This is a genomic window from Aquimarina amphilecti (genome assembly GCF_900109375.1).
Classification (GTDB): domain Bacteria; phylum Bacteroidota; class Bacteroidia; order Flavobacteriales; family Flavobacteriaceae; genus Aquimarina; species Aquimarina amphilecti.
Genome location: NZ_FOAB01000004.1, coordinates 505801 through 527465, shown reverse-complemented (window position 1 = coordinate 527465; position 21665 = coordinate 505801). Strand labels below are relative to the sequence as shown.

General features: G+C 31.0%; 23 protein-coding genes. 5 read left to right on the top strand and 18 right to left on the bottom strand.

Translation table 11 applies throughout. The features are described from left to right. Positions 1-192: 192 nt before the first annotated feature. A complete protein-coding gene (locus BMY33_RS12985; protein ID WP_091409171.1) occupies positions 193-861 on the top strand; it encodes an ABC transporter ATP-binding protein in 669 nt (222 codons plus the stop codon). Between the two features lie 11 nt (positions 862-872). Next, a complete protein-coding gene (locus tag BMY33_RS12980; RefSeq protein WP_091409168.1) occupies positions 873-2294 on the top strand; it encodes a TolC family protein in 1422 nt (473 codons plus the stop codon). A gap of 198 nt (positions 2295-2492) precedes the next feature. Here the strand turns inward: BMY33_RS12980 and BMY33_RS12975 are convergent, their stop codons facing one another. From BMY33_RS12975 to BMY33_RS12960, 4 genes are all read right to left on the bottom strand, one after another. Beyond that, positions 2493-3710 carry a S8 family serine peptidase gene (locus BMY33_RS12975; protein WP_091409165.1) on the bottom strand — a complete coding sequence of 406 codons (1218 nt, stop codon included), beginning with the start codon at positions 3708-3710 and terminating at the stop codon, positions 2493-2495. Between the two features lie 443 nt (positions 3711-4153). Beyond that, positions 4154-4648, bottom strand: coding sequence for a MepB family protein (locus BMY33_RS12970; RefSeq protein WP_091409164.1), 495 nt, complete (start codon positions 4646-4648; stop codon positions 4154-4156). A 93-nt stretch (positions 4649-4741) separates the two neighbouring features. Further along, a complete protein-coding gene (locus BMY33_RS12965; protein ID WP_091409161.1) occupies positions 4742-5158 on the bottom strand; it encodes a VOC family protein in 417 nt (138 codons plus the stop codon). A gap of 4 nt (positions 5159-5162) precedes the next feature. Then, a complete protein-coding gene (locus BMY33_RS12960) occupies positions 5163-6092 on the bottom strand; it encodes a 2-hydroxyacid dehydrogenase (RefSeq protein ID WP_091409159.1) in 930 nt (309 codons plus the stop codon). A gap of 118 nt (positions 6093-6210) precedes the next feature. On the opposite strand from BMY33_RS12960, the gene BMY33_RS12955 reads away from it, so the two are divergent. Beyond that, positions 6211-6621 (top strand): Lrp/AsnC family transcriptional regulator, encoded by a 411-nt coding sequence (locus tag BMY33_RS12955; protein ID WP_091409157.1) that lies wholly within the window; start codon positions 6211-6213, stop codon positions 6619-6621. A 127-nt stretch (positions 6622-6748) separates the two neighbouring features. Next, positions 6749-8023, top strand: coding sequence for a M18 family aminopeptidase (locus tag BMY33_RS12950; protein ID WP_091409155.1), 1275 nt, complete (start codon positions 6749-6751; stop codon positions 8021-8023). A 5-nt stretch (positions 8024-8028) separates the two neighbouring features. Here the strand turns inward: BMY33_RS12950 and BMY33_RS12945 are convergent, their stop codons facing one another. The 12 genes from BMY33_RS12945 to BMY33_RS12890 all read right to left on the bottom strand — a co-directional run bounded on the left by BMY33_RS12945 (position 8029) and on the right by BMY33_RS12890 (position 19350). Next, positions 8029-8598: a hypothetical protein gene (locus tag BMY33_RS12945; protein ID WP_091409153.1), complete on the bottom strand. Its 570-nt coding sequence runs from the start codon at positions 8596-8598 to the stop codon at positions 8029-8031. A gap of 327 nt (positions 8599-8925) precedes the next feature. After that, positions 8926-9294: a nuclear transport factor 2 family protein gene (locus tag BMY33_RS12940; protein ID WP_091409150.1), complete on the bottom strand. Its 369-nt coding sequence runs from the start codon at positions 9292-9294 to the stop codon at positions 8926-8928. 11 nt (positions 9295-9305) lie between these two features. Next, the gene (locus BMY33_RS12935; protein ID WP_091409147.1) at positions 9306-10049 is read right to left on the bottom strand and encodes an SDR family NAD(P)-dependent oxidoreductase; all 744 of its coding nucleotides are present in this window, start codon (positions 10047-10049) and stop codon (positions 9306-9308) included. Then, complete coding sequence (locus BMY33_RS12930; RefSeq protein WP_091409144.1) at positions 10046-10249, bottom strand: tautomerase family protein; 204 nt, start codon at positions 10247-10249, stop codon at positions 10046-10048. Before BMY33_RS12930 ends, BMY33_RS12935 begins: the two co-directional genes overlap by 4 nt. 143 nt (positions 10250-10392) lie before the next feature. Then, positions 10393-10956 carry a Crp/Fnr family transcriptional regulator gene (locus tag BMY33_RS12925; protein ID WP_091409142.1) on the bottom strand — a complete coding sequence of 188 codons (564 nt, stop codon included), beginning with the start codon at positions 10954-10956 and terminating at the stop codon, positions 10393-10395. Between the two features lie 157 nt (positions 10957-11113). After that, positions 11114-11854, bottom strand: a complete 741-nt coding sequence (locus BMY33_RS12920) for a DUF1330 domain-containing protein (RefSeq protein ID WP_170837073.1) — start codon at positions 11852-11854, stop codon at positions 11114-11116. Positions 11855-11886: 32 nt separating this feature from the next. Continuing rightward, positions 11887-12759 (bottom strand): SDR family oxidoreductase, encoded by an 873-nt coding sequence (locus BMY33_RS12915; protein ID WP_091409136.1) that lies wholly within the window; start codon positions 12757-12759, stop codon positions 11887-11889. A gap of 62 nt (positions 12760-12821) precedes the next feature. Beyond that, positions 12822-13679, bottom strand: a complete 858-nt coding sequence (locus tag BMY33_RS12910; RefSeq protein ID WP_091409133.1) for a helix-turn-helix domain-containing protein — start codon at positions 13677-13679, stop codon at positions 12822-12824. A 122-nt stretch (positions 13680-13801) separates the two neighbouring features. Beyond that, a complete protein-coding gene (locus BMY33_RS12905) occupies positions 13802-14644 on the bottom strand; it encodes a GNAT family N-acetyltransferase (RefSeq protein WP_091409131.1) in 843 nt (280 codons plus the stop codon). Between the two features lie 171 nt (positions 14645-14815). Beyond that, positions 14816-16135: a sulfatase-like hydrolase/transferase gene (locus BMY33_RS12900; protein ID WP_244543014.1), complete on the bottom strand. Its 1320-nt coding sequence runs from the start codon at positions 16133-16135 to the stop codon at positions 14816-14818. Beyond that, the gene (locus BMY33_RS12895; RefSeq protein ID WP_091409128.1) at positions 16107-17339 is read right to left on the bottom strand and encodes a cytochrome-c peroxidase; all 1233 of its coding nucleotides are present in this window, start codon (positions 17337-17339) and stop codon (positions 16107-16109) included. Before BMY33_RS12895 ends, BMY33_RS12900 begins: the two co-directional genes overlap by 29 nt. Before the next feature lie 334 nt (positions 17340-17673). Beyond that, complete coding sequence (locus tag BMY33_RS12890) at positions 17674-19350, bottom strand: PhoX family protein (RefSeq protein WP_091409126.1); 1677 nt, start codon at positions 19348-19350, stop codon at positions 17674-17676. A gap of 396 nt (positions 19351-19746) precedes the next feature. Between BMY33_RS12890 and mog the strand changes: the two genes are divergently transcribed. After that, entirely contained in the window at positions 19747-20274 is a 528-nt protein-coding gene (gene mog / locus BMY33_RS12885; RefSeq protein WP_091409123.1) for a molybdopterin adenylyltransferase, read from the top strand. An 83-nt stretch (positions 20275-20357) separates the two neighbouring features. Here mog and BMY33_RS12880 read toward each other — a convergent pair whose 3' ends face one another. Together BMY33_RS12880 and BMY33_RS12875 are read right to left on the bottom strand one after the other, a co-directional pair. Continuing rightward, the gene (locus BMY33_RS12880) at positions 20358-20990 is read right to left on the bottom strand and encodes a LysE family translocator (RefSeq protein ID WP_091409121.1); all 633 of its coding nucleotides are present in this window, start codon (positions 20988-20990) and stop codon (positions 20358-20360) included. Positions 20991-21054: 64 nt separating this feature from the next. After that, positions 21055-21603, bottom strand: coding sequence for a GrpB family protein (locus BMY33_RS12875; protein ID WP_091409119.1), 549 nt, complete (start codon positions 21601-21603; stop codon positions 21055-21057). Between the last annotated feature and the right edge of the window lie 62 nt (positions 21604-21665).

The following is a 21665-nucleotide window of genomic DNA, read 5'->3' as shown; positions in this document are numbered from 1 at the left end:
TTACTTGCCTGTCGGCCAGAAAGACAAATTCATGATACCATTCGCCCAAGACGAATAACTAAGATGAATACAAATTTTTCAACATAAAAAATACTTGTTTTTGATGCCTCCTTCTGAGATGGAAACTCAAACTGACGTAATTTTTACAAGATCCAATTAAACAACATAAATAATCATCAGTAAAAAACAAATATGATCTTACAACTTAACAATACATCAAGAGTAATTAATTCAGGTGGAAAGAAAATAGCGCTACTTGACAATATAAACTTACAAATTGAAGAGGGTGAATTTATTTCTTTAATGGGCCCATCAGGATCTGGCAAATCTACATTGCTAAATTGTATCGGTATGCTTGACAATTTTACGGAAGGTAGTTATACTTTTTTAGATGAAGCGGTACATACTATGAAAGAAAAACAACGATCTAAACTATACAAAGAATACATCGGTTTTGTTTTTCAGGCCTATCATCTTATTGACGAATTAAATGTTTATGAAAACATTGAAACTCCCCTACTCTATAAAAATGTAAAATCTTCTGAAAGAAAAGCGCTAGTAGCTGACATGTTGGATCGTTTTAATATTGTAGGTAAAAAAGATCTATTCCCATCTCAATTAAGTGGTGGGCAACAACAATTAGTAGGAATAGCAAGAGCATTAATCACCAAACCAAAACTAATTCTAGCAGATGAACCAACCGGAAATCTAAATTCTAAACAAAGTACGGAAATCATGGAATTATTTTCAGAATTAAATAATGAAGGTGTTACAATAATACAAGCCACTCATTCTGAAAACAATGCTTCTTATGGATCAAGAATTATTAATCTTTTAGACGGACGTATCGTCTCTGAATAATCTAACAAACCATGTCACTGAAATCAATTATATGTATCAGTGTCTTTCTTTTACAATTCATTGGATTTACACAAAAGAAAGACACAGAAAGATACTCTCTTGCCCAATGTATAGCGGTTGCACTAGAAAACAACTTAGATCTAAAATCTACAACGTTAAATGCTAACACTGCTAAGATTAATCATAAACAGGCAAAAGCAAACATATTACCATCATTAAATGGAAACTATAATATTGGTGTAAACAACGGAAGAAGTATTGATCCTTTTACAAATGATTTTATAAATCAAGAACTTACGTTTTCTAACGCACGATTAAATCTAGATGCTACTATATTCAATGGTTTTAGATTACTCAATACTGTTAGACAACAAAGACTGAATAGACAAGCTTCTGATATGGAAATAGAAGAGGCTAAACAAACATTAATTCTCAACGTTACTTTGGCCTATCTCCAAGTGCTTAATAGAAAAGATGTATTAGCTTTAGCAAAAGCTAGATTAATAGCTACTGATAAACAATTAAAACAACAAGAAGATCTATATAGTGAAGAGTTTGGTAATCCCGCTGATTATGCAGATATAAAAGGACAAAAAACTATTGATGAAACTAATATTCTAGCCGCTGAAAGTGATCTAAACAATGCTAAACTAAGTCTTACAAGATTAATGAATATTCGTAAAAATATAGAAACAGATAAGACATCAATCTTGCTCGATTTTGAAAAATACGAACTTTCATCAGAAGACGTATTTAATGACGCTATGAAAAACCTAGCCACCTTTAAAGCTAAAGAATTAAGAGCTAAAGCTGCTGAAAAAGGAATAAAAGTCGCTAGAGCTCAATACATACCTGAAATTTCGTTTTTCGGACAATTAAACACCAACTACTCCAGTGTTGCGGAGACTTTTACTGAAATAGGGTCAGATATTGTAGAAACTGGAGATTTTGTAACAGTTAATAATGAAGAGATCTCCATCTTCACAGAACAAACACAATTTAGAGGAGAAAAGATTGAATACTTAGACCAATTCGATAATAATCTAAATACAGTTGTTGGTATAGCAGTAGACATTCCTCTTTTTAATGGTTTTAGAGCAAAAAACAATGTAGCTTTAGAAAAAATTAAAGCTGAGGAATCTCTTATCGAATTAGAACGAACTTCACTAGAAGTAAAAAATGCTATTTCACAAGTTCATTTTGATATGCAAGCAGCGTTTAATCGTTATGAAAGCTTACAAAATCAAGTAAGTGCGTTCGAAGAATCTTATCGGGTAAATGAGATTAGATTTAATAATGGAGTATCTAATTTCATAGCCTATATAACTAGTAAAAATAATCTAGATAATGCAAGAACTAATCTTACAAATGCTAAATACGAATACCTACTTCGTGTAAAAATCTTAGAGTTTTATAGAGGTAATACTCTGTAAGTATTAAATCTTACTATAAAACTAAATAAAAAACCGAGACAAATGTCTCGGTTTTTTATTTATCACACATATTGAAAATTTAACAACTTGTAGAATCTAATTTCTAATAATATTTAAAATATTTCCTATAACTTCTCTTAGAAACACAAAAAAGAGGCTGGAATTACCAGCCTCTAGCAAATTCAAAATTATTTATTTCTAATTTAAGGTAGCTATAGGAGCTGTATATCCTCCTTTGCTTACAGATCCATCTATTGCTGTACTGTTACCTCGTAATAATAATATCCCTGCTACATGTGGTGATGCCATAGAAGTACCTGAGATATTGTTAAACTGACCATTCAACCAAGTAGACCATACTGCTGTACCTGGAGCCCAACGATCTACACTTTGTCCGAAATTAGACCCAGATGCAGGAGCATCTACATTAGTCATATTACCAACACACCAAGAACGGCTAGTTTGTAACCTTTGCGGCGAATAAAATTGAGTATCATCGTTACTATTACCGGCTGCCATAGCACCATAAGTTGTATTTTCTAAATTTCTAAACGTATCATCAATTGCTTGCGATGTAAATCGATTACGGAACCCAACACTATAGTTCCAAGTATCTCCACTACTAGCATTATTAGCAACATAGTCTATACCTGCAAGAATTCCATCAGTAGCACCACTCCCAGCAGCGTTTAAAACTCTAACAGAAACTACAGTTGCTCCATATGCCACACCTATAACTCCAGAACCATTATTTCTAGCAGCTACCGTTCCTGCTACATGAGTTCCGTGTCCATTTTGATCTTGCCAAGATCCACCAACGAAACTTCTACTTCGACCACTGTCAATATTTAAATCACTATGCGGCGCAATACCACTGTCCACTATCCAGCAAGTTCTTCCTGCACCATTTGCTCTACCTACTCGGTTTATTCCCCAAGGAAGAAATTCTCCATTAGCTAACTGCGAATCATTAGTTACCGCTTTGTTTTGTACCGTTGCTGGTAGCGTACTCACAGGCTCTCCCATTTTAATATCCAACTTTTGAATATAATTTGGCTCTATATAAGCTACTTCAGGGTCATTTCTAAGCAGGTCTGCTTGCTTTTCAGACAAGTTTTTAACTGCAAATCCCTGAATAGCATTACTATAAGTTTGTTTTATATTATCATCCGCTATTGCATATTTGGATAATGTTTGTATCGATTTACTTTTTATTTCGATACTTTTACCCGAAATAGATTCATCTTCTGTATAAATTACTATATACTCTCCAGGTACAGCCTGATCAGCTCCTACAGCATCTATAGCTTCAATTTCTGAATCTAAATTTGTAATTGCTTCTCCATCTTTTTCACAACTGTAAAAGAGAAAAGAAAAGACTGTTACTGTACTTAAAATTCTTAGTCTAGTTTTCATGATTTTTAATTTTGCGTTAAGTTTTAATTTTAGTTTTAAATTAAATGTTGAGTTCTAATAAAATTAGAACACCAAAATTAGAGATTAATCACAACAAAAAAATACGGAAAACACATAACAACCAAAAGGCTACACTCCACTCACCCCTTACTAACACTACAAAACACATCCTTGTTTTTAATAATGCAACTGTATTGCATTACTGAAAATCAATAGGTTAAACAAAAAATAAAGATTTAAAAAAAAGAAAAAAAATACAGGGGAATTTACCGCAAGATTAAGATCAAATACACCTGTATTTAACATTTAATTAACCATGATTTAGTAAAAAATAAAATTTATTAAGACTAATTCTAAAGAATTTAAGCGCAAAAAAAATCAAATAAATCATTCAATTGTCATAATTCGTCCAAAAAAACTTAGAATTATGACTTAAGATTATACTATTTATTTTTATATAACTCTAAAACTTTTTTGAAATCGGTTTCATCATTAATTTCATAGAAATAATTCAGTTGCCATTTTTGAGATCGTTCGGCTTGCTTGCTTGATGTAATATCCCATTTAGGATATACTCTGAATGCTCTTTTCCCTTCTTTCATATCTGTTGATATAATTCCCTTTTTAATCAACACAGATTTTGGAAATACAAACTGCCCAAACTCATTCCGGGCTCGTACATTAACAATATAGAAATCTATTTGATCAGATTCATGATATGGCTCAATAGGTCCATTATCTTTTCGTTTCCAAAAAGTAACGAATTGCCCTACCTTTTTTGGTGTAATTTTAGCAGTTCTACTTAAAACATTTCGTCCTTCAAGCTTAAATCTGCTAGCATCATATTCTTCACTTTCCAATTCCGTTTCGTACTCTAAAAATTCTAGAGAGCATCTATCATAAACTTTGATTTTGATTTCACTCAGATTATCGTTCATTGATTCAATTTTGTTGAATTTCAATTTCTATGCCAATTTTTCATATTATGTAACACTTTACAACATATAAATTTCTTTACTTTAACCGGCAATTTAGTATTTAAAAACACCTTGATCATCCTTAAAAGTTTTAAACTCTATAGGATTCTTACTATGATCCAAAACAAACATTGTCTGTTGTTCTCCTTCTTCATTTTGATATCTTTTTTGAGGTTTAAAAATAAAATCTATTCTATGTTCCTCTAATCTATTTCTAATATCCCGAAATACATAATCATCTAAAATACAACCAAAATGAGGAATCGGAACTTTAAGGTTTTCTACTTTTCCACAATAATCTAACTCTGGCATATTATCCGACATATGAGCAGAAAGCTGATGTCCAAAAAAATCAAAATCTACCCAATGTTCTGTTTGTCTTCCTAACTCACATCCAAGTATGGTGTGATAAAACGCAATAGTACTTTCTATATCTTTTACCTTAAATGCTAAATGAAATTTTGTATCCATATCATTAATAACCTTTATTTAACGAAACTAAATTTAATAGCTCCTGATGATTCAAAAATCGTTTATAATTTTCTGCTATTTGATTTGCTGCGCTTTCTACATTAGTTAAACTTGCCACATGTGGGGTTATCTGAATTTTGGAATGTTGCCAAAAAGGATGCTCTTTTGGTAATGGTTCTTTTCTAAAAACATCTAGAAAAGCACCTGCTAACTTATCCGTATCCAATAACTCTATTAAATCAGTTTCTATCAAATGTTCGCCTCTTCCTACATTAATAAAAAATGCATCGTTAGCTAGTTTATTTAGCGCATTTCGATCTATTATATCTCTAGTTTCATCAGTCAAAGGCAATAGGTTAATTAAAAAATCTGATTGACTTAAACAAGAATCAAACGATTCTCTTCTATTAAAACTTTCTACGCCAGAAATTTCTTTTCTCGAATTACTCCATCCTTTTACGATAAATCCTAATGCTGCAAATTTCTCTGCAACATATCCTCCAATAGTTCCTAAACCTAAAATAGTAATGGTCGTATTATCTATTGATTTATATTCTTTCTGATTCCAAATTCTTTGTTCTTGTTGTTGCAAATACGTTTTGGTATTCTTCAATTGTGTAAGCACGATGGTTAACAAAAATTCCCACATATCCCTAGATAATTTCGTATCTACAATTCTTGTGATCTTACTATTTTTTGGAATTACTTGTGAATTCGTAACATGATCTATCGAAGCACCAACGGATTGAATAACTTTTATATTTGGAAACTGCATTAATATATTTTTTTCTGGTTTCCAACAAACAACAAAGTCCACGGCAGCAATATCCTCTACTGTTGGATATAGTTCAATGATAGCATTTGGTAATTTACTGGTTAATACTTTCTTCCACGGTTCGGGATCTTTATTATTAAAGATTATAAGAATACTCATTGATAAGAATTTTATACAAAGGTATATCAAAGACCATATACTAAAAAGTTGAATTATCTAAATATGATTACTTTTGCCATCGAAAAATTAAATTTTACAACTAAAAACCATCGATTTTATGATAGATGCTATAGATAATCAATTATTAGACATTTTAAAAAACAATTCTCGATTGTCGTTTGCTGATTTAGGAAGAACTATAAATTTATCACCTTCATCTGTTAGAGAAAGAGTTCAAAAGATGGAAGATTTAGGTGTGATTCAGAAATATGGTATTCAGATCGACAATAGAAAATTGGGTTATGATTTGGAAGCTTTTATACTACTTAAAGTTTTTCCTGGGCAATTAGCCAATATTCTCAAAATAATTAAAGACTTTCCTGAAATTAAAGAAGCTCATCGAATTACCGGAAATCAAAATATACATCTAAAAGTTGTCGTAAAAAACCAAACAGCTTTACAAGAATTATTAGATAGGTTAATGATTCACGGAGACACAAATACGTTTCTTATTTTATCCGAAATTTAGTATCTTATATGCTCTGATTCCAAGTATAATATTACTACAACCTCTTATTCTATAGAATCTTTAATTACATTTGTTTTTGATTAAAAATCATCCTTTAACTATATTAAAGCAACTAAAAATACTTTTAATGTCTTACACCCAAAACCTTTTAAACTTTATAGATTCTAGTTCTACTTCTTTTCATGTAGTATCTATCTTAAAAAAAGAACTAATTTCTCAGAACTATCAAGAATTGTTTGAAAAGGATAATTGGGACTTAAAGAAAGAAAAAAAGTATTTTGTAACTAGAGCTGATGGTTCAATCATTGTATTTAGAACACCAAAAAAATGGTCCAACGATTATTCCTTTAAAATTATTGGTGCGCATACAGACTCCCCTTGTCTAAAAATCAAGAACAACCCCATTTCTACAAAAGAAGGATATCAATTACTAAATATTGAAATATATGGTGGTGTTTTATTGAGTAGTTGGTTTGATAGAGATCTTCATTTTGGGGGTAGATTGATTATAGAAAATGAAGCGGGAGTATTAGAGCAAAAACTTATTACAGTAGAAAAAAAATTACGAATCCCTCGTTTGGCTATTCATTTAGATCGAGAAGTTAATAAAACGGGATTTACTCCTAATCCACAGGAACATATGTTTCCTATTATTGGGCTTTCAAATGAGATTAGTTTTGAAAATTGGTTAAAAGAAGAAACTGGAATTTCTGGAACTATATTGAGTTGGGATTTGTTTTTATTTGATGCAGAAAAATCTAGTTTTGGAGGCATCAGTAATGAATTTATATATGCCCCTAGATTAGATAATCTAGCAAGTGTCCACGCTTCTTTTGAGGCTCTAAAACAATCGGTCATTACTGATAATGAAGTACAAATGGCTGTTTATTTTCAGCATGAAGAAATTGGTTCTGAATCACAAAATGGAGCGAATTCCAATTTTTTGGAAACCACTTTAAAACGTATTCACTCTTTTGTTTCTTCTAAAGAAGAAACTTATTTTCAATCTATCGCACGTTCATTTTTTATTTCGGCAGATATGGCTCACGCTGTACATCCTAATTACACCTCTAAACACGACGCAAATCATAAACCAATCATTGGTGCAGGCCCAGTGATTAAAAGTAATGCTAATATGCGTTACGCTACAGATGCATTTTCTATAGCTAAATTTAAACAATGGTGTAAAAAATCAAATGTTCCTTTTCAGGATTTTTGTAGTAGAAATGATATTGGTTGTGGTTCTACTATAGGTCCTATGGTTGCCTCCAATATTGGAATCCCAACAATCGATGTTGGAAATCCGATGTTATCAATGCATAGTATTAGAGAAATGTGTGGTACGCAAGATCACGAATATATTATTGAGGTTTTTACAGAGTTTTACAACACCTCATCATAGATACACTAATTGCGAGTTCTTACTCCCATTAATGCCTCATACATTACATCTAGAAAGTCCTGTTGCTTTTCATCATATTTGTTATAACGTTGATATATAACGCTACAGCTTTCTATATCTAAAATATTCGATTTATTAAAAGACCAGTCATCTCTATTTTTCACAGTGATACCTAAATCACATCCTTCTTCTTTCCATTTTGTATAAAACGTAGTTTTACTGCTAGGCACTTTTTCAAAATTTGCATACACGGTATAGCCACTCATATCTTCATTAAAAAACTTATGAATAGCATTTATAGGCACATCCCCCCAATCTATAGTTTTATCCTTAGGTAAATTAAAACCAGTAAGGTATTTTTCATTCATTATAGAACCTTGTTCTCCTTTTTTAAAGAAGTGTTTTTTATATTCTAGACTAGTACCTACAGGTACCGTTATTCCTTTAACGATAATCTGCTCTGTAGTTATAAAATAAGGATTATTAGGTCGTGACCCATTAGGGTTTAGTGTAAGATTACAAGCTGTAAGGCAACTTACAATCATTATGATAAAAGGTAGTTTTAAGAGCTTCATAAGTTGTTATCCATTTTTACCTGAATAGAAAAATCAATATTTCCTAGAATCTTATTGATTTATTAAGTCATAGTATAATACGTTATGCTTATAAAAATAAGCATAACGTATTGAACCTTTATTATTTTACATATTATCTTTAATCAGTACATTTCTATTCCCTAAAACTTGACCTGATTTTACATCGACAATATTTATTGATTTTATAAGTACAGTATCATATATTACTGGACGAATCAGCTTTGGCATTGACCAAAAAACTCCAACCATTATTACTTGAATTCGTTATAATCTTGACGAGTCACTATAGAAAATGCTGCAAAATCTTTAGGCTACATGGGTGAAAATTTTGTTGACAATTTTCCAATTGTCGTTCATTTTTGTTAATGATAAATAATCAAAGTAATTATACCCCAACATAGGTACTCGCAGTTTGATCATCGCTACATTCCCTATAATATCAACACCTATAATTTCCATTCTAAATGTTTCATTTAAATCATTTGGGCTTTGTCTTTCTTTAACACCTTCTAAATACTGTCTTATACTTTTTTTATAAGCCGCTCCCTTTATATCACCATAGATAAATACATTATCAGCAAAGCAAGATTCTAGTTTATCAACATCTCCATAAAAGATGCCTTCAAAATAATTACTTATTACTTTCTCTATTTCTTTGATTTTGTTTTTGTACATAATTTCATTTTTTAAATAGTATGTCCAACTGTATGACCTCCAGCCACGTTAATAGTCTCCCCAGTGATAAAACCAGAAGATGCTAAATAATAGGCAGCTTCTGCAATTTCATCGGCTTCTCCAATACGATTTAATAAATGCAACCCAGCCAAACTATCGGCATCTTTAATTCCCATTTTTCCTTGTAACGGACTTCTAATAATTCCAGGAGCGATGGTGTTTACTCTAATGTTGTCTTTACCAAATTCTGCTGCTAATTGTCGCGTTAATGAATGGATAGCTCCTTTACTTGTTAACGGAGCTGTTGCAGGAAATCCATCAATTGCGTGATCTACCAGTACAGTTCCAATGTTTATTACAGAACCATTTTGTTGTTTTATCATTTCTGGAATTGCTGCTTGTGTTGTAAAGTAGGTTCCTTTTAAATTAACATTCCAATAAAGCTCTAAATCCTCCTCCTGAACATCTAAAAATGGTTTTGGAGCAAATAAACCCGCATTATTTATTAAGACATCTACTGAGTTGAAATGTTCTTTTGCTATACGTATCAATTCTTGACCTGTATTTTGTTTGCTAATATCTCCAGCTAAATAAATTGCATTTTTTGGCGAACCAAGTTCTTCATACGTTTGTTGTAAGTTCTCTTTATTAGAAGAATTCATCACTACATTACTATTTTGTCCAATAAAATAAGCTGCAATTGCTTTTCCAATTCCTGTAGAAGCTCCTGTAATAATTACCGTTTTGTTTTTCATGATTTAAATTTGTTTGAATTTGAATATTGTTTTGCATCCACTCCCCAATTATCAATAGGGATTTCTTCTATAACCACATGTGTGGTCTTAGGATTTTTGTTCAATACGTCTGAAAGTAATTGAGTAGTACCCACAATTAGCAGGCGTTTCTGTTCTTTGGTTACCTCTTCGTCGGTAACCTTAATATTGATATAAGGCATCTTTTTATAGTTTTAAATTAACACTACAAAGTTCAGATGAATCAGAAGAAATTATAAGGATGTATGTCACTACTTTAAAGTGATCTAGATCACTCTATTTAGTATGAAGAATTTTAGTTTTATCTAGTAATTGAGTTTTAGAATCAGGAATCTAGTCTACTAAGTGTTTCTCTGGAGACTCCTAGATACGAAGCTATTAGTTTTTTAGGAACTCTTTGAAATAGTTGAGGATATTGTTCTAATAGTAAATCATATCGTTCTTTAGCAGAATTTTTTAAAAGCGAAAGGATTCTTTTTTGCAAAGCAATGCGTCCAAGTTTACTTTTTTTAGCCCAAAATCGTTCCATTTTATGCATTTGAGCAGTAAGCCTATCTCTATTTTCAAAAGAAATGTATAGAAACTCGCAATCCTCTATACAATCTATATATATATTCGAAGGAGTTTGTTTAACAAAAGACTCATAATCAGTAATCCACCAATGTTCCATTGCGAATCGAAGAATATGTTCCTTACCATTATCATCAAGAAAATAACTTTTCACACACCCTTTCGTTATCCAATATTCTTTTTTTACCACTTCTCCTTCTTGAACAAGATATTGATGTTTCCGTTTTTTATCAGTTTCAAAATGAGTTAAAACAAAATCAAACTCTTCATCAGTTAATTCGATTATCTCTTCAATATGTTGCCTTAAAGGGTGTTTCATTTCATATGTGACTTACAATCTTATCAATAGTAGTGTGTTTAATAAAACTGCTTTTTAAGGAAGTAATGTACAAAATAAAAAAGAATAGCGATTCGAATTAAAACTCAAATCACTATTACTTTTTAACGCAATTATAAACTGTTTATTTGTCTTTTAATTATAAACTTGCTTCTCCAATAAAAAAGTACAAATTTTTTAATGAAGCATCTCTTTTAGGGAATAATGCTTGCATTCGTTCATCGGTTCCCATTTGTTGTAAGCCTTCCATTGAATCAAAATAAAAACGATGTATTTCATCAGGTTGCGCTACACTTCCTTTTGATTGAAATGGAGTTATAAATCGTTCGAAATGAGTTCCGAATTCTGGCATTATTTCACACACTTCATCATGATAATCCTCGAATTGTTTTTTATATTTCTCTCCTTCATTAAAGTAGATTAAGGCTACACCATAGGTTTTGGTTTTATCACCAACATCTTGTTGAAACTGAAAATCTGTATTTTTACTAGTAAAAATCGAAATGTCTTTTAATGCAGGAATCGCATATTCAGTTCTAATTTTCACAAACTCGGGATCTTCATTAAACTTGTTAAACACTTCAATACTCGGATAACTTGCAAAATGAATTTCATCTGGCATTTCTAGTTTTCCTTCTGCTAACATTTTTGGTTTAATAATGCGTTCTATTTTTCCTCCATATTTTTTCAAAATAGCGCCCCCCTTCTTTTTATATTTCTCAAAACGTGCTTCCTCTCCTTCTTTTAAATATACTAAAGCAACGTTTATTATTTCTTGATCTTTTGTCATCATTTCACCTGTTTCTTTAAGGTTTTTTTTTGAATTTTGTGCTTCCATTACATTTGATAACAGTAATAACACTATTATAGAGAAGCTCATTAATCTTTTTAAATATTCCATTTTTTCACTATCTAAATTAAGTGTTCCATTCGTAAAGCATCTTTTACCAAACTTTCTTGAATAGGACTCGTTTTGTTATTCAGCTCGTTAGTATTGTAGTCTATACCTACCGCTTGTCTTATTGGCCTACTTCCCTTTTTCTTTTCGATTACATCCAAAATAGCATTTGGAATTTCCTGAGGATTGGGTGAATCATCACTTTTATAGAATTGTTCAAAGTTTTGAAGCATTGCTTTCGGAACATTTGCCATTTCTCCATAACTTTCTAATATTGCTTTATCTTCTTCCTCTGGCCCACTATATAATAGACCTGACGGATAAGGTCCTGGTTCTATAACAGAAACATCAACACCTGTAGGTTTTAATTCATATTTTAGGGCTTGAGAATAAGCTTCTAAAGCAAATTTACTAGCACAGTAAATACCAAAATATGGAAAAATCAATCGTCCTGCTAACGACGAAATATTAATAATTAATCCGTCTGAGGATTTTTTTAAAAGTGGAAGAAATGCTTTAGATGTTCGAATTACACCAAAAAAATTAGTATCGAATTGTTCCTGTACTTGCTTTAGACTGTACGCTTCTGTAATACCAACATACATTACGCCTGCATTATTTACTAAAACATCCAATCCATTTTCTTCTTCAGAGAGAATTTTATTAACTAAATCGTTGGTAGATCTATCGCTAGTTACATCTAATTCAGCTACCGTAATTGCAATATTTTCTTTTAAAGCAATGCTCTCGAGTTCTTCTTTTTTTACTTTATTTTTTCCATTGATATTACGCATCGTTGCCCAAACTTTGAACCCTTTTCTAGCTAATGTCAATACAGATAAATAACCAAATCCGTTACTAGATCCTGTAATAAGTACTGTTTTCATATTTACATATTTTTTGTTACTGATGCAAAGATGGGAACAGAGAAAACGGAAGTGTTTTAAGATTAGTTCAAAGGTTTGTCTAAATGGGTCATCTTATACATTGTTGGAGAAATTCCATATTTATTTTTGAAAGTTTTTGAGAAGTGAGAAACATTCGTAAATCCACATTTATAAGCGATATCTGTAGTTCTTAAATCTGTAGACACAAGTAGCTGTATAGACTTTTCTAATTTCTTCTCTCGTAAATACGTGGCTGGAGATGAGCTGTATATTTTTTTGAACTCTCTTTTAAAACTAGATAAGCTTTGATTGTTTAAAATAGCTAATTCTTCTAAAGAGATATTTTCGTAGTAATGAGCTTTTACAATTTCTCTAAAGGAATATGAGCTTGGACTAAACAAATTAGAAAGTATTGATCGAATCGCTGGAGCATTTCTAGTCTGATTTAGTAATAGAATGATTTCTTTAAGTTTTAGAATCAATATTTCTTCCGTAACAAAGTCGGGGTTTTGAAAATAAAACAAGATTCCCTCAATATATTTTTGAATTAAAATATCGCTATTAACTTTCGACATTCCTATATCCAAAGAAAGTTTTTGTGTAAGAAAATCTGGAAGCTTATTTTCATACACTTTCATTAAAATTTCGGGATAAAAATGGACCGCAAGTGCTTGATATGTATCCGATTCTTTTGAAGGATGCATATTACAAGTGTAGTTCCCACATTTCATCAAAAGAGATTCTTGGGCTTCTATTCTGAGTCGTTCTGTTTCGGAAATAGAATCGTATTCACCTTTAAGTATATACAAAAAACAAGCCTCATTAGGCATTAAATTAGGCTTCTTGTAAGGTGGTTTTAAAATAATAGTTTCAAACAGTAGCTTGCCAAATAAGTCTATAGTTTTATAGTCTTGTACCATTTTCTTTTCTCGTAAAGATAGTTCTTACAAGTTATTTTGAGTTTTCTAATTGATTCATTTTATTGTCAATTTAGGTCATACTTTAAGCTAGTATATAACCAATATTTTTATTAGTTCTAGTTTTAATCAAGATGTAATTTCATTTCTAACTGCTCAAGATTATTTTCAAGTCCTATATTTTCGAAAAATGTATGTACAGGTTTTGATTTTTTATCTACGTTAATAACAGAAAACTCATTCCCATATGTTTTAATTAATTCTTTAATTAAAGTAGAAGCTATATTTTTATTTCTGAAGTCTTTACTTATCGCTATTTGGTGTAATCGTTTGTTACTTGGATTATAAATGATATAACCAATCAGTTTAGAATCTATATATGCACCTAACGAAACATTGATGTTTTTTAATTCATCTAAAACATTTTTAGAATTTTGCCAAGTAGGGTGAATATCCCAAAACGATTGCATTAAGTCCCAATTGTAATCTTCTAACACCTTAATAACTATATCGTTATTTATATTTAAGACACTAGCTTTCCCTTTATAACATATTAATTTCCTTTCGATTTGATAACCCGATTTTTCATAAGAATTAATAGCTTGAATATTTTTAATTATGACTTCTAATTGTAATGTATCAATTCTCTTTTCTTTTAAAACAGGTAAAATAAAGTGATACATTTTTTTTGTTAAACCAACACCTCTTTTTTCTGGAATAACACCCGTTCCTCCATTATATAATACATTCTTATTATTGATTATATCAAATCCATGCAAAATAAACGCTATCAGGTTTTCATTTTCAAAAACTCCGACTGACATACTCAAGTCAGTTTTATCAGCTAACATTTTCGAAATTAATTGTTCTTCAGTTAATCTAAAAGGAATAAAATAGTCCGAAAAAGATTCGTTGAATACATTTAGAATATCTTTTTTATTAATTCCTTCTAAGGTTTTAATTTCCATTTCCTGAATATATTAATTACAACTACATTATATTATTTTCCTGAATGTACCAAATTATTCTTTCGTTTGTGTTTTTAAGTTCCCTGTTAACAATTGAAAGATCAAACTTCTCATCACATATAGTTAATTGATACAATCTGATATTATTTTTTTGTAGTCAGTTTCCTTTTTTTAATTTCTGATATTTAATAGTTCAGTTTCTAAATCTGATTTAGCATTAATCTCGTTTGTTATCAAATTTCCATTTAATAAATTATTTTGTTCATAAGGGTCGTTATTTAAATTGTAAAACTGTTCGCTACCATTGGCATTTTCGATAAGTTTATAATCCCCGTTACTTATAGTCCAGAGGTTATTGATTCCATCATCTTTTTCTGAATATTGATAATCTCTTATTGATACGGTTTCTGTTAATAAAGATATAAAGCTTTTACTGTCATGAATTTGATTTACGGATACTCCTGCAATTTCAGAAATGGTGGCAAACAAATCAGAACTTACAATTAGATTATCATCAATTCCAGTTCTTGAGACTCCCTTACCAGAAATAAACATTGGTGTATTTATTCCTCCTTGATTCAAAGAACCTTTTGCAGTAAAAAAAGTGTATGGAGATTGTGCTACTTCATTCGGGCTTCCATTGTCACCAATAAAAATAATTATAGTATTTTCTCTTTCATCTAGAGGCATATCATCTAATAATTTCCCTATTTGATAATCCATTGCTTCAATTGCAGCCATATAATATGGTGTTGGATCCATTCCGCTTAAAAATGAAGGTAAGTTTCCTTGAGAATGCATTTCATTTGGCGGTACATGAAATGGTGTATGAGGAGCATTATAAGCCAACCACATAAACCACGGTTTATCTTGTTGATGTATCCAATCATTGGCCAAATCAGTAATCTTTTTAGTTACATATTCTGTTTCTACATTACTTACTCCATTTTCCGTCAATTGCCAATTATAGTAACTCTGAGGCGCACCTCTTATAATCCCGGAGTAATAATCCAAACCAAAAATTTCAGGGTTTACTGCTGTATTATCTCCTGACAAATGCCATTTCCCTACTATTGCAGTTGCATAATTACCATTTGTTTGATCCTTTATATATTTCTGTAAGCTCGTTTCTGACAAATCAAGTTCGTCTCCTGCCCATTTAACACCCGTTCTATAACCATATTTACCAGTTAGAATAGATGCTCTGGTTGGCGAACAAGTTGGATACGTCCAAAAATTGTTAAAAGACAATCCCGAATTTCGTATTGCATCAATATTAGGAGTACTCGGTTTTATATTACCTTCGGAAAAGCCATTAATAGCATCCTTACCTAAATCATCAGCGATAATAAAAAGAATATTTGGAGAAATTTCAATTGGGTTCGAAACATCAATAACCACCTCATCTCTATTACAACTAAACAATGAAAAGAAAATCATCATGTACAGTAGTTGTTTCATATTATTCAAATGGATTACTATATTTTTCATCTGTTAGCATTTGGTTATCGGTTAATGTATTTAAAAAAGCAACTAAAGCCTCTTTCTCTTCTTCGGTAAAATTAAATTGACCAACTTCTCCCTCCGAATTTACTAAAGGTGATATGAGGCTTTGATGGTTTTGAATTCCCGAACTATAATGTTCAATTACTTCTTCTAAGGTTGCAAATCTTCCATCATGCATATATGGTGGGCGAATAGCAATATTTCTTAATGAAGGAACTTTAAATTTCCCTACATCATTGGGGTTACCTGTAGTTTCGTTAACTCCCAAATCAGTGGTCGAAGTTGCATCTAATCCATTGGTTGTAGCAAAAGTTGTAATTCCATTAGGAATTGGGGTAATTGTTGGAATGGGAGCCACAAAAGCTTCGGACACATGACAAGCAACACAATTCGCATTCAACCCATTTGTAAGTGGACGAGGCATATAAAAAAGTCGTTTCCCTGCGTTTTCCTGATCGGTAAAACTTGGAAAATCAACAATTGGAGAATCAACATCACTCCTTGCTTGATCGTATTTAGACGTTGTACTAACAAGACTTCTTATAAATTGTGCTAATGCTCTGGATATTCTATCACTTGTTATCGTTTGGTCTCCAAAAGCATCCTCAAAAAGCTGCGGGTAATAAGTTTGTCCAATTACAATAGTAGTTAACTCTTGAAGTGTCAATCCCATTTCTACTTCATCCTGAAAAGGCATCAATACTTGTTCTTCTAAAGTTGCTGCGCGTTCATCCCAAAAGAATTTCCCTCCGTCATAAAATCGAGCATTTACGATTCCCATAGAGTGCCTTCTGGTGAGCCCACCTTCAAATCCCTTGCTCAAAATATCTGGATCAGAAAATCCATGTTCAGCTTTATGACAAGACGCACAAGAAACGGTGCTGTTGGCACTCAATTTTTCATCATAAAAGAGTACTCTCCCTAATGTTGCTCCTGCATCTGTTATAGGATTATCAATTGGTGTGTTATCGAATTCGATTGCTGCTTGAAACTGAAATTGATCAGGAAAACTATTTTCAGTATAATGTTCAGGCAATATAATATTGGCGTAATTAAAAAATACGTCCGGTAAGTTTATTTCGGAGCTAGAATCTTCTTCTATTGGGACATAATCTTCTTGATCGTTATTACTACAAGAAGAGAATAATATAACTATAAACGCAAGTGATAGAAATATTAATTTTTTCATAAATTTAAAGTTTTGGTATAAGTCTAAGACTTGGGTTATACCAAAAAGTTTAATGTGAAGATTATTTTTTAAAATTCATTGTAACCATCAAATTTGTGTAAAACAATATAACATTAGAATTAAAAATGTTTTATGTAAGTTATTAATTGATGAATTTATCTATTCAATTCTTTGTTTATTCCCTTTATTTCTGAACTGTTCAAATTGTTACTAAATCTTACGAATTCGATGTTTTTATCGTCAATACTATTTTATTTATGCTAAGAGTTTCCTGTTCTAAAAAACAATATTCTCCCTTATTTTTAAGACATATGGTATTCTTTAAGGAGTTATCTTAACCGTAAATTTTATTTAAATTATTCATTTTCTCTATTAAATTGCCAGTAATGGCTACAACTGCAGGTTTAGGAATATCATCTTTATCAAAAGGCCATTTACTTGTTAAAGTATTTAAATCTATAGATTGTTCACCAGGATGTTGAACGCTTAAAAACAATGTTTTTCCATCAGGAGAAAACCAGGGACCAGTGAGTTCTGCGTCTCTTGGGGCCGACGCAACCCGAATTACTTCTCCTGCTTGTTCGCCATATCTAGGAATTACAAATAAGCTGTTATTTTTAAATGACATATAAGGCTTATCAATTTTATTCATGGCACTTCCAGACATATCAGAGGTTATCCATAGATTCCCTGATAAATCGAACGCTAAATTATCAGGGCATGAAAATCCATTTTCTTCACCACCAACTTTATAAGTAGATGCTCTAAAAGTTAACGCATCAAATTCTCCATTTGTTTCTTCTATTTTTAAAATTGAACCATGAAAATCATTTACATCCTTATTATTAGTTAGCGAAATAAAAATATTTCCGGTGATAGGATCGATTTCAATATCCTCAGGACGATTTAATTCTGTAGCACCTAATAATTTTGATGCTTCTCTAGCTCTGATTAAGACCTCTGTTTGGTCTTTAAATTTTTCTCTTAAAACAGTTTGATTCTCCCAATCTAATGCAAGCCATTTTCCATGAACAGTATCTGCTACATAAAGAATACCTTCTTTTAAAGAACCTGGTTTAGAAGAAATAAATTTATACAGATGTTCACTGTTTTTATCATCTCCAGTATAAACAACCACTCTTTTATCATCTAATTCATATAAGGTGCAACATTCGTGAGCAAATCTACCTAAAGCAATATGCTTTTGGGCTCTTCCGTTTTTTGGATCTATTTCTACGACCCAACCGTAATGTTCTGGAGGATAGTCATAAAAATTTTCCCAACCATAAAAACTTGGTCTATGTGTAGTTTCGTTATTTTCATTATACTCTGTTTCTCCAAAAAAACCGTCGTAGTTTTCTTCACAGCTAAGAAAAGTTTTCCAAGGAGTAATTCCTCCTGAGCAATTACTAAGTGTTCCTACAACCGAAGTTTTTCCTTTTATTGGAGTATCCCAGTTTAATTGAATCGGAGTTTGTGCTGTAATCCTTCTGTTCAAAGGATCATTCTCCACTATACTCCATTTTCCTTTTTCTTCTTTAATTCTTATAATACTTCCACCAACATTGTACATTTCTTTATTTACCTGTTCTACAGTTCTATGTTGCTGTGGGTTTTTATATTTTCTATGATTAAAACCAGAAACAAATAATGGATTTACATATTCATGATTTACCCATAACAAACCATCTTTTGGGTTATTCTCATTAAGAGGAATAAAGCAAGTAAAATCATTATTAAATCCAAAACTATCATCGTCACTAATCTTATCTCCCCATTTTATTATGGTATGATAATCTAATTCTTTTGTAAGTAGTAAATCGTCTTGATCAGATGCAGATAATTCTTCTAAAACTATTCTTCTTAATTGCTCAAGATTTTCTTTAGATCCATTTTTTACATCAATGGGATTACTAGTATTACCACAGCTAATTAAAAAAGGTGGAGTTATCATAGTACCTAAACTAACTTTACCAATAAAGGATATAAATTTTCTTCGATTGTATTCCATATTAATTTAAATTAAAACCTTTTCTACTTACCTTTATTTATCAACAAGAATCGAACATAGTATGTGTTTAGTGCATCCCAATTTCATGGAGTTACTCGTCCATTTAATTCTAAAAAGAAAAGATTTATTCAATTGCAAATCTAATGAGAAAACAACAAATGCAACTATGTTGCATTTAATAATCTATCTTCTTATTATTGTAATTAGTTTAACCTACTTATTTAAAAATAAACAGCAAAGAATCATTCCTGAAAAATGAATTACAAACGATATCAATAATTAGAAAAAAACTAATATTACCAGAACAAAACAATCCTATTTATCTTTACTTATTGATAGTATTCATACTAATAGGATAACTAAAAAAAGCATCAATAAATTTATCAATACAATTAAATGAATGTAATAAAGATTGGAATACTTACGGTTTCAGATAGAGCTAGTAAAGGAATTTATGAAGATATTTCTGGTAAAGAAATTAATAATGTTTTGAATGATTATATCTCTTCAAAATGGGGCTCAGTATACCAAGTGATTCCAGATGAGCAAGATATTATCGAACAAACACTAACAACTCTTAGCGATAAGGAAGGATGTTGTCTTATTTTCACAACTGGAGGTACAGGTCCTACGGTTAGAGATGTTACACCAGAAGCAACAGAAAACGTTTGCAATAAAATGCTCCCTGGATTTGGAGAATTAATGCGACAAGAAAGTTTGGTATATGTCCCTACAGCTATATTATCTAGACAAACGGCTGGAATACGAAATAAAACATTAATCGTAAATCTTCCTGGGAAACCTAAATCAATACGTGAATGCATTCAGGCTGTATTTCCAGCAATTCCATATTGTTTGGAACTTACTGGTGGATACAAGATCGATACAAATGAAAAAAACATCAAAGTATTTAGACCTAAATGATGTACTAATTCGTGAATGACTTATGTCTGATAAAGTTTTAAAGCTTAACTCCTATAAAACACAACCTTTTTTGTATGAAGATTTTATTTCGCCTTTGTTAATGCCATTTTTAGAGCTAACCCGGTTAATACAGAGGCCATAAACCATTTTTGGATTCTTATCCAAATTGGCTTTTTAGAGAACCAACTCGCCATCTTGGCTGCCGAAATAACAATCAAAAAATTAACTAAAAAACTTATTATTACCTGAATAATTCCTAGTTGAAAACTTTGACTTAGAATAGAACCATATTCGGGTTTAATAAATTGAGGAAAAAAAGAAAGATAAAACACCGCCATTTTTGGATTCAAAATATTAGTCAATAATCCAATATTAAAAAGCTTTAGCGGTTTATCGGATTTTAAATTTTGTTCTGCATCAAAGATCTTATTTTTAGATTTAACAGTATTATAAGCTAAATACAATAAGTATCCAACTCCAAGAAACTTTACAACCACAAAAGCATAAGGAACTGCAAAGAATATTGCAGTTAACCCAAAAGAAACCATTAATATATGAAATAAAAATCCGCACATTACTCCTAACAAGGATATTATTCCTGCCCTTTTTCCTTGTGATAAAGACCTTGAAATTAAATAAATCATGTTCGGGCCAGGAGAAAGCACCATAATCAATGCAGCCAACCCAAAAAGAAGTAAATCATTAATTGGTATCATATTCTTCTGTATATATTATATTGTTTTTAACTATTTCATAATTGTCCTTAAATTTATAAAATCCTTATTTCTCATCTATGTTCCTATCTTTATTTTTTTCTAGATAAATAATTTCATCAATAAAATTATTTATGTTTAATTCTTTCAATTGCGCATATACCTTTTTGTTTTGATTTGCTTTTTCCGCTAGTTCATATTTCATTTTCTGATATTTTAATCTTGCCCAATCATTTTTCTTCATATAATCACGTGATAGAATATGCCTTTCTAGCCCTTTACTGTACTTTAAACAAACGTATAAATGATGGCTAATTTTATCTAAAATTGGATTCATATACTTTTCATTTCGTTTAAAGACTTCCCTACTTTCAATTCCCTGATCCCCATTATGATAGTATCCTATGTCTATTAACTCCATTTTTATTTTTTCAAACTCTAACTTATCCTGATAAATGATATCGATATCAATAATTGGCTTAGCATCTAAATTTGGTATGGAAGTGCTTCCTACATGTTCAATTGAATAATTAAGCTCACCTAAGCCTTTCTCTATTTCATTTTTCAGATCATTAAAATCATTTATCCAATTAGTAGTATATTTTTTAATTAGCATAACATTTTTCTTTAGATATTATTAATCTAATTTTTTAAACAATGTTCCTTCGACTATTATAT